Annotated in this window: 8 protein-coding genes; 4 read left to right on the top strand and 4 right to left on the bottom strand. The window is 70.5% G+C overall.

Annotated features, from left to right (window positions below; genetic code table 11):
• The coding region (locus tag CCS01_RS29905) for a (Fe-S)-binding protein (RefSeq protein WP_204848471.1) at positions 1-1293 on the top strand (1293 nt) is incomplete at its 5' end.
• Positions 1294-1305: 12 nt separating this feature from the next.
• On the opposite strand, the gene CCS01_RS29900 is transcribed toward CCS01_RS29905, so the two are convergent.
• Entirely contained in the window at positions 1306-2496 is a 1191-nt protein-coding gene (locus CCS01_RS29900; protein ID WP_104522494.1) for an NnrS family protein, read from the bottom strand.
• Positions 2497-2652: 156 nt separating this feature from the next.
• Entirely contained in the window at positions 2653-2838 is a 186-nt protein-coding gene (locus CCS01_RS29895) for a hypothetical protein (RefSeq protein WP_104522492.1), read from the bottom strand.
• Positions 2839-3364: 526 nt separating this feature from the next.
• On the opposite strand from CCS01_RS29895, the gene CCS01_RS29890 reads away from it, so the two are divergent.
• Both CCS01_RS29890 and CCS01_RS29885 read left to right on the top strand, forming a co-directional pair.
• Positions 3365-4300, top strand: coding sequence for a nucleoside hydrolase (locus tag CCS01_RS29890; RefSeq protein WP_239992455.1), 936 nt, complete (start codon positions 3365-3367; stop codon positions 4298-4300).
• Between the two features lie 42 nt (positions 4301-4342).
• Complete coding sequence (locus tag CCS01_RS29885) at positions 4343-5473, top strand: M20/M25/M40 family metallo-hydrolase (protein ID WP_104522488.1); 1131 nt, start codon at positions 4343-4345, stop codon at positions 5471-5473.
• Positions 5474-5534: 61 nt separating this feature from the next.
• Here the strand turns inward: CCS01_RS29885 and CCS01_RS29880 are convergent, their stop codons facing one another.
• On the bottom strand, positions 5535-5912 hold the full coding sequence (locus CCS01_RS29880; RefSeq protein WP_104522486.1) for a hypothetical protein: 378 nt from the start codon (positions 5910-5912) through the stop codon (positions 5535-5537).
• Between the two features lie 134 nt (positions 5913-6046).
• On the bottom strand, positions 6047-7417 hold the full coding sequence (gene otsA, locus CCS01_RS29875; RefSeq protein WP_104522484.1) for an alpha,alpha-trehalose-phosphate synthase (UDP-forming): 1371 nt from the start codon (positions 7415-7417) through the stop codon (positions 6047-6049).
• A 185-nt stretch (positions 7418-7602) separates the two neighbouring features.
• Here otsA and CCS01_RS29870 point away from each other — a divergent pair, with 185 nt between their 5' ends.
• Entirely contained in the window at positions 7603-8274 is a 672-nt protein-coding gene (locus CCS01_RS29870; protein WP_104522482.1) for a hypothetical protein, read from the top strand.
• Positions 8275-8508: the final 234 nt, after the last annotated feature.

Here is an 8508-nt window from a genome sequence, read left to right as displayed (position 1 = left end):
GAGGACCCGCCCATGGACGCCCCCACGCTGGACCATGCCCTCCACGCCCGCACCGCCGACATCCTCGACCGCTGCACCGCCTGCGGCCTCTGCGCGGACATCTGCCCGATGCCCGGCCCCGCCGGCCTCGACACCACCAACCCGCAAGCTCTCACCGCCGGCGTCCTCACCATCCTCCGCGGCGGCACCCACCCACAGGCCTCCCGCTGGGCCGCCGTCTGTTCCGGCAGCGGCCATTGCATCCCGGCCTGCCCGCACGGCGTCAACCCGCGCCTGATGCTGGCGCTCGCCCGCACCGCCGACATCGCCCGCGCCCCCGCAGCGGAGCGCCGGCAAACCGCGTTCACCCGCTTCGGCGCCATGACGCAGGGCGTCCGCGTGCTGTCCCGCCTGCAACTGCCGCCCGCCACGCTCGCCCGCTTCCGTGCCCCGGCGGACGCGCCGGCGCCGGACGTGGTGTTCTACACCGGCTGCAACGTGCTGAAGACGCCGCACATCGCGCTGCTCGCGCTCGACATCATGGACGCGATGGGCATCCGCTACCGCGTCATGGGCGGCCCCTCGGCCTGCTGCGGCGTGCTGCAGTTCGGCGCCGGCGACCTGGTCACCGCGGGCCGCGTCGCAGATCGCACGATCGATCGTCTCGCGGCGGCGGCGCCAAAAGCGCTGTCGTGGTGCCCGACCTGCCAGATCCAGCTGACGGAAATCGCCGCGCCGGGCCGTGCGGCGCTCGACATGGTCCCGTTCGTCCGCTTCCTCGCCCAGCGCCTCGACACGCTGCGGCCTCACCTCAAACGCCGCGTCGAGAAGCGCGTCGGCCTGCACGAGCATCCCGGCAACCCGGGCGTGCCGGAGGCGGCGCAGGCGATCCTGCGCGCCATCCCGGGCCTCGACTTCGTGGACCTGGCGCAGCCGCGCATCGGTTACATGTGCAACAAGCTGGCGCCGCTGCCGGCGTTCAGGCGGGACGTGCACCGCAACCAGCTCCAGGCCGCGGCGGATGCGAACGTCACGACGCTCGCCGGCATCTACCACGCCTGCCACCGCGAGCTGTGCAGCCACCAGCGCGACTGGCCGTTCGAGGTGGTGAATTTCCTCGAACTTGTCGGCGAGAGCATGGGCCTGCACCGCCCCGACCTGTTCAAGCGCCTCAAGATGATGCAGGACGTCGATGCCATCCTGGAACAGGCGGCGCCGCTGATCGCAACCAACGGCCTGGACCTGGAGGAAGCCCGCGACGTCATCCTGCGCGACATGCTGGGCGAGCAGCCGCTGCCGCTCGCCGCGCGATAAAGCGCCCCGCCGCTACCGCGCCCCCACCCGCGGCCGCATCAGCATCGGCCCGTAGCCGATGGCGAACAGCCCGAACGCCGCGATCCACGCCACGCCGGCGACCAGCAGCAGCGTCGCATAGGCGTCCATGTCCAGCGAGGCGCCGATGCGCGCGACCGCGGCCACGATCACCGCCGCGTAGATCGCGCAGCCCAGCCACCCGGCCGCCAGGTCCCGCCCGGTGTGGCCGAGGCTGACCCGCGTCATCATCGCCAGCGTCATCACCCCGATGGCCCCGGCGGTCCAGGCATGCACGGCGGCACTCACCGTCACCGCCTGCGGCGCCAGGATCGACGCGGCCGTCAGCAGGAAGCCCAGCGGGATGAAGGCATAGGCGACGTGCAGGATCAGCAGCAGCGCGTTGCGCAGCGCCCGCTCGCCCGCCCAGCGCGCCAGCCGGATCGCATGCAGCACGCCCGCGACCAGCAGCAGCGCCGCGGTGACGGCGAAATCGGGCAACGCCACCCAGGCCACCAGCGCCACGCCCGAGGCCGCCAGCGCCGCCTTGTCGAAGCCTCCGAACGGCACCGGCAGCCGCCCGGGGGCCTGCCGCGCCAGCCAGTTGCGGGTGAAACTGGGGATCACCCGCCCGCCAATCAGCGCCACCAGGGCGATGGCGGCGGCGATGCCGATGCGGCGGGCGTAATCGGCCGAGCCGGTCTGCCAGGCCTCGACGTGGAACAGCACGTTGCCGGCGAAGAACGCCAGCACCAGGCCGACCGGCGGCAGGTTCTTCCAGTTGCGGCCGGCGATCACCTCGCGCGCCGTGGCCGCGGCGACTAGCAGCAGGAACAGGCAGTCGATGACGCCCGCCGCGACCGGGCCGATCGGGGCCGAGACCAGGACGGCGAGGCGCCCGGCCAGCCAGGCCAGCGCCAGGACGATCAGCCGGTTGCCGTTCAGCGGCAGCCGCCCGGTCCAGTTCGGGATCGCGGTCAGCAGGAAGCCGGTGATGATCGCCGGCAGGTAGCCGTACAGCATCTCGTGCGCGTGCCAGTCCACCGGCGAGAACGCCATCGGGATCTGCATCCGGCCGAAGAACAGCGGCAGCCAGAGCAGGATGGCCAGCGCCGCCCAGATCGCGCCGGCGAGGAAGAAGGGCCGGAAGCCGTAGCTGAAAAGCGCCGGACCCTGGTAAGGCCGCAGGCGGGGAACAACAGTCATGCGTGGAACCCGGACAGAAAGGCGCCCTTATGCCGCATCGCACGGACGAGGACCGAGTGAAATCCGGCGGCAACAACCCGGGCAACGACGATCCGGCGCCACCGCGCCTTGTGTCCGGTCGGCCTCGGCGCAGGAGGCCCGCTCCCGGTGCCGGCGCTAGGCCGCCCCGGATGGCCACAGCCGGAACGTGCTCAGCGGTTCCTCGGCATCGCTCCTGGGGCCGCGCAGCAAGGCCGCGGCGCGGTCAAGATCCCGCACCAGGGCCTCCAGGTTCGGCAGGTCGGAGGGAGTCGGACGCAACCCGGTGGCCTTGACCCGGGCCTCGAAGCTGATCTCGCTCATGCGCTGGCCTCTCCGCTTAGCTGACAGGGACAGGGCGCGTGCCACGCCGGACAGCCGGGCGGCCATGCATCGCCTCGCCACGGTCGTTGCAGGGTTGCCCGGGCCTGGGCTCGCGCACCACATTGGCCTCGCTGGGCAGGATCAGCCGGCCGGGCATGGAACATAGCATGCGGGCGGGTTCTCCAAATGCTGATGCGATCAGGGCTTTGCCGGCAGCGCCGCCATGCTGCGCTGCACCAACGCCTGACTCGTAGCACACCGTATCTGTCTGTCCAGAGTGTCTGCCTAAAAAATACCTATCTGCATATCCTTTGGCTCGTCACTCGTGTAAATTGGCCACGATTGCACATTCTGGCAGCATTGGCGGCTCGCCGTTGGGAGAATGATCCCGGCCTGGTGGCGCTCCACGATGGCAGGCAGCCCGCGGGCCCCAGCCTGTTCCGGCCCGGCCCGGTGGCTCCCGATGGACAAAGCCGGTGCTACGGTCGTCTGATGGATGCGCAACCGACCCATCCAGGACAAGGCCGTGGCGATACCTGTCATCATCGATTGCGACCCGGGCACCGACGACGCCGTGGCGCTGCTGCTCGCGCTGGCCTCGCCGGAGCTGTCCGTGCTGGCCGTCACCGTTGTCGGCGGCAATGTCGGGCTGCGGCAGACCTTGCCGAACGCCCTGGCGCTGGTCGCCCTCGCCAACGCCGCCGTCCCCGTCCACGCCGGCGCCGATCGGCCGTTGCTGGGGCAGTTCACCAGCGAGAAGCGGGTGCATGGGGCGGATGGGCTGGGCGGCGTCGTGCTGCCGCCGGGTGGTCCGGCCGCGCCCGGCGTGGCCGCCGACGCCATCCGCACCATCCTGCGCACCCATCCCGAGCCGGTGACGCTCATCGGCATTGGTCCGGCCACCAACCTCGCCCTGGCCCTGGTGACCGAGCCGGCCCTGGCCGCGCGCGTCTCCCAAATCGTGCTGATGAGCGGCGCCTGGGGCGAGGGCAACGTCACCCCCGCCGCCGAGTTCAACGCCTGGAGCGACCCCGAGGCGCTGGCGATCCTGCTGGCCAGCGGCCGCCCGCTGGTGTTCGCCACCCTGGACCTGACCGCGCAGGCGCTGGTGACGCCGGCGCGCCTCGCCGCCTGGCGGGCGCTCGGCAATGGCCGCTGCCTGCTTGCGGCGTGCGACATCCAGGCCAGCGTGGCGCCGCTGCCGCGGTTCGGCGGCCAGGGGGGCGCTCTGGGCACGCCGCTGCACGATCCCTGCGCCGTCGCCTGGCTGATCCGGCCGGACCTGTTCACGGCGCGGGCGTGTTCAGTGCGGATGGACCTCGGGCCGGGGCCGGGGCGCGGCCGCACCGTGATCGACCGCTGGGACCGCACCGGCGACCCGCCCAACGCCACGGTGCTGGAAACGCTGGACGCCAACGGGTTCTTCGCGCTGCTCGGGCACAGGCTCGCGCACCTGCCCTGAGCGTGGCAGGCTGGAGGCAATCATAGGAGGAGGCCTCGTCGCATGAACCCCGATGCGCTGCCGTTCGACGCCGACGCCATGCTCGCCGGGCTGCGGGACTGGGTGGAATGCGAAAGCCCGACCTTCGACCCGGCGGCGGTGAACCGCATGATGGACCTGGCCGCGCGCGCCCTGGTGCTGGCCGGCGCGCGGATCGAGCGCATCGCCGGCCGCATGGGCTATGGCGACTGCGTCCGCGCCAGCTTCCCGCACGCCCGGGCCGATGTGCCGGGAATCCTGCTGATGGGGCACTTCGACACCGTGCATCCCGTCGGCACGCTGGCCGCGCTGCCGTTCCGCCGCGACGGCAACCGCGCCTGGGGGCCTGGCATCCTGGACATGAAGGGCGGCAACTACCTGGCGCTGGAGGCGATCCGGCAACTGCAGCGCGCCGGGGCGCGCACGCGGCTGCCCGTCACCGTGCTGTTCACCAGCGACGAGGAAGTCGGCTCGCCCTCCACCCGCGACCTGATCGAGGCCGAGGCCGCCCGCCACAAATACGTGCTGGTGCCGGAGCCGGCGCGGCCGGACGGCGGCGTGGTTACCGGGCGCTATGCCATCGCCCGCTTCAACCTGGCAGCCACCGGCCGCCCCAGTCACGCCGGCGCAGCCCTCGGCGCCGGTCGTTCGGCGATCCGCGAGATGGCGCGGAAGCTGATCGAGATCGAGGACCTGACGACGGACGACTGCACCTTCAGCGTCGGCGTGGTGCACGGCGGCCAGTGGGTCAACTGCGTCGCCACCACCTGCACCGGCGAGGCGCTGTCGATGGCGAAGCGGCAGGAGGACCTGGACCACGGCCTCACCGCCATGCTGAGTCTGCGGGCGTCATCGAACGACGTGCAGTTCACCGTGACCCGCGGCGTCACCCGCCCGGTGTGGGAGCCGGATGCCGGCTGCCTGGCGCTGTATGAGCAGGCACGGGCCATCGCTGAGAGCCTCGGGCAGCCGATCAGGGCGCAGAGTGCGGGCGGCGGGTCGGATGGCAACTTCACCGGCGCGATGGGGATCGCGACGCTGGACGGGCTGGGCGTCGCCGGGGCCGGGGCGCATACGCTGGACGAGCATATCGAGATCGACAGCCTGACGTATCGCGGCAAGCTGATGGCGGGGCTGCTGGCGACGCTGGACTGAGCCCGTGGAAGGCCCGGCAGGCGGTTCGCCGCCGCCTGCCGGGTTGCGTGGACGGATGCTCCTACAGCGGAACGATGACCGACTGGGCTTCTCCCGTCATTTCGAAGCAGCGCCAGCGGGAGGGGCGATGGGGCACGGAATCCGGGCCGCTGAACATCTCGTCGATGCCGATCGTGTGGAAGGTCGCCGTCTGGCCGCGGGCGATGTCGATGAACGGCAGGAAAAAGCCGAATCGTTTGCCGCCAGTATCGATGCTGAGGATCAGGGAAACCGACACCAGTTGTCCCAGGCCGGTGTCCTCGGTGGTGATTTCCGCTTCGGTGAAGCTCTTCTGGAAGGCGCCCTCTTTGTAGAGCAGCGCCGGCAGGCCGGGCGTGATGCCGATGGTGTAGTCTACCTCGACGCCGGAACCCTTCAGCGTGAACCTGTTCGCAGCCATGTTTCGCTCCTGATCGACCCGCGGCACAACGCCGGGCGGGTGGGGCGACGTAGCGGCCACGCCACGACGATGCAGTGAAGCGCCTCACAGATTGCGCGCCTTCGGAAAAACCTTGGTGGGAACAGGCGATTTCTTCAGCCGGCTTGCAGGTCCGCGACGAAGCGGTCGCGCCAGCGTTCCAGGCTGTTGCGGCGCATCACCGCCAGCATCGCCTGGTGGCGGTCCTGCCTTTCCTCCACCGGCATCGACAAAGCGCGGTCCATCGCCTGTGCCATGCCGCGCTCGTCATACGGGTTGACCAGCAGCGCGGCGTCCAGTTCGCGCGCGGCGCCGGCGAATTCGGAGAGGATCAGCACGCCGGGTTCCTCGGGGTCCTGGGCGGCGGCGAATTCCTTGGCGACCAGGTTCATGCCGTCGCGCAGCGGCGTCACCAGGCAGGCCTGCGCCTCGGCATACAGAGGCATCAGCACGTTGCGGGCGAAGCTGCGGTTGAGGTAGCGCAGCGGGACCCAGTCCACCTCGGCGAAGCGGCCGTTGATGCGGCCGGCCTCGGCTTCCAGTTCGCGGCGGATGCGCTGGTAGGTCTCGATGTCGGACCGCGACGGCGGGGCGATCTGCATGAACGTCACCAGGCCGTGCTGGGCGGGATAGTCGGCCAGGAAGCGCTCGAACGCGGCGAAGCGCTGGGGCAGGCCCTTGGAGTAATCCAGCCGATCGACGCTGATGATCAGCCGTTCCATCAGGTTGGCCCGCATCCGCGTCGCCTGCCTCCGGTTGATCGGCGTTTCCGCCTGGGAGCGGACTTCCTCCACGTGCACGCCGATGGGATAGACGCCGGTGCGCACGACGCGGCCGTCGATCGTCACCGTGCCGTCGGCCAGGCCGTCGGCCGAGCCGCCGGCGTGGCGGGTGACGTAGTCGAGGAAGGCGGTGCGGTCCTGCTCGGTCTGGAAGCCCAGCAGGTCGTAGGCGCACATCGCCTTGATCAGCGCGGCATGCGACGGGATCGTCATGAACACGCCGGGGGCGGGGAAGGGGGTGTGCAGGAACAGGCCGATGCGGTTGCGCAGCCCGTTCGCCCGCAGCGAGTCGGCGAGGCACAGCAGGTGGTAGTCGTGCACCCAGACCAGGTCATCCGGCCGCACCAGCGGCGTCAGCGCGCGGGCGAACAGGTCGTTGACGCGGCGGTAGCCCTCGAACTCCGGCCATTCGAAGCGGCCCAAGCCGATCTGGTAGTGCAGCGCGGGCCAGAGGGTGCCGTTGGCAAAGCCGCGGTAGAACTGGTCGTAGTCCTGCCGCGACAGGTTGATGGTGAACAGGGTGATCGGCCCGACGGTGTGCTCGGGCGTTGGCTCGCTGGTGGCGGTGACCTCGCCGCTCCAGCCGAACCACAGGCCGCCTTTCTGCTTCAGCGCGTCCAGCACGCCGGCGGCGAGGCCGCCCGCGGTGGCTTCACCCTCCTGGATCGGGGCGACGCGGTTGGAGACGACGACGAGACGGGACATCGCGGGATCTGCCTCCCGGGCAGAGGGAAAACGGCACGCATGGTTCGTAACAGGCACCTTAGGCGGAATTGCGCCGGTGGGCCAACAGACGGTTTTGTGGCGCCGCGGGCGGCTACCGGGTATTGTTACAGAACACTGCCGAGTCGCTTCGACGTTGGTTCCCTGTTGCCGGTGATGACGACGCCATGGACGTGACGCTGCCTTTGTTCGATCGGCCTGCCGAGCCTGCTGCCTCCGACCCGCCGCCGGGGCGACCGCCGCGCGGGCGGCCGGTGCATGTGTCGGGCTATGAGCGGGAGGGGCAGGATTTCTACGCCACCCCCGACTGGGTGACCGAGTCGCTGCTGCGGCACGTCCGCCTGCGCGGGCCGGTGTGGGAGCCGTGCTGCGGCGACGGGGCGATGGCGAAGGTGCTGGTGGGGCATGGCTATGACGTCGTGGCGAGCGATATCGCCGATCGGGGGTTCGGGCAGGCGGGGGTGGATTTCCTGGCGTGCCAGGGCGTGCCGCGCGGGTGCCGCAGCATCGTGACCAACCCGCCGTATGGCGACAGCGGCTCGCATGAGGGGCAGTCGCGGTCGCCGGCGGCGATGCGGGGGTTTTTGAGCCATGCGCTGGCGCTGACGGAGTCGGTGCAGGGGCAACTGGCGCTGCTGGTGCGGCTGCAATGGATTGCCGGGGCGCGGGTGGCGGACGTGATGTCGGCGGCGCCGTTTGCCGCGGTGATCGTGCTGACGCGGCGGATAAGGTGGTTCGACATGGGGGAGAAGACGAACCACGGGCAGCATCATCATGCGTGGGTGGTGTTTGATTATGAGCGGCCGGCGGGGCAGGGGCCGGTGATGTTGTATGGGTGAGAAGATGCACTGCCAGACAAAGCTAGTACACCTCGCCGGAAGTGGCGACTCCGTTGATGGGTGGCCCGGCGCGGGTGAGTCTGGTTTGCCACAGTCTGGCGGCAATCGCCGTGACCAGCCGCCGTCAGGAGCCGTTCTGGCGAGTCAGGAGCGGCCTGAATATGGCAGGCCACAGGCTCACGCCTCGCCCTGATTCACCGGAGCCTTCATGCCCCGTCTGACTGCCGCCCCGAT

This window comes from Rhodopila globiformis (assembly GCF_002937115.1).
GTDB lineage: Bacteria > Pseudomonadota > Alphaproteobacteria > Acetobacterales > Acetobacteraceae > Rhodopila > Rhodopila globiformis.
Note: the sequence above shows the minus strand (reverse complement) of the source record. Positions and strands in the feature narration are given on the sequence as shown.

Excerpts from the sequence above, each read along its gene's own strand:
- CCS01_RS29885 (WP_104522488.1), top strand. The coding sequence starts at position 4,343 with ATGAACCCCGATGCGCTGCCGTTCGACGCCGACGCCATGCTCGCCGGG.
- CCS01_RS29895 (WP_104522492.1), bottom strand. The coding sequence starts at position 2,838 with ATGAGCGAGATCAGCTTCGAGGCCCGGGTCAAGGCCACCGGGTTGCGT.
- CCS01_RS29880 (WP_104522486.1), bottom strand. The coding sequence starts at position 5,912 with ATGGCTGCGAACAGGTTCACGCTGAAGGGTTCCGGCGTCGAGGTAGAC.
- CCS01_RS29870 (WP_104522482.1), top strand. The coding sequence starts at position 7,603 with ATGGACGTGACGCTGCCTTTGTTCGATCGGCCTGCCGAGCCTGCTGCC.
- CCS01_RS29900 (WP_104522494.1), bottom strand. The coding sequence starts at position 2,496 with ATGACTGTTGTTCCCCGCCTGCGGCCTTACCAGGGTCCGGCGCTTTTC.
- otsA (WP_104522484.1), bottom strand. The coding sequence starts at position 7,417 with ATGTCCCGTCTCGTCGTCGTCTCCAACCGCGTCGCCCCGATCCAGGAG.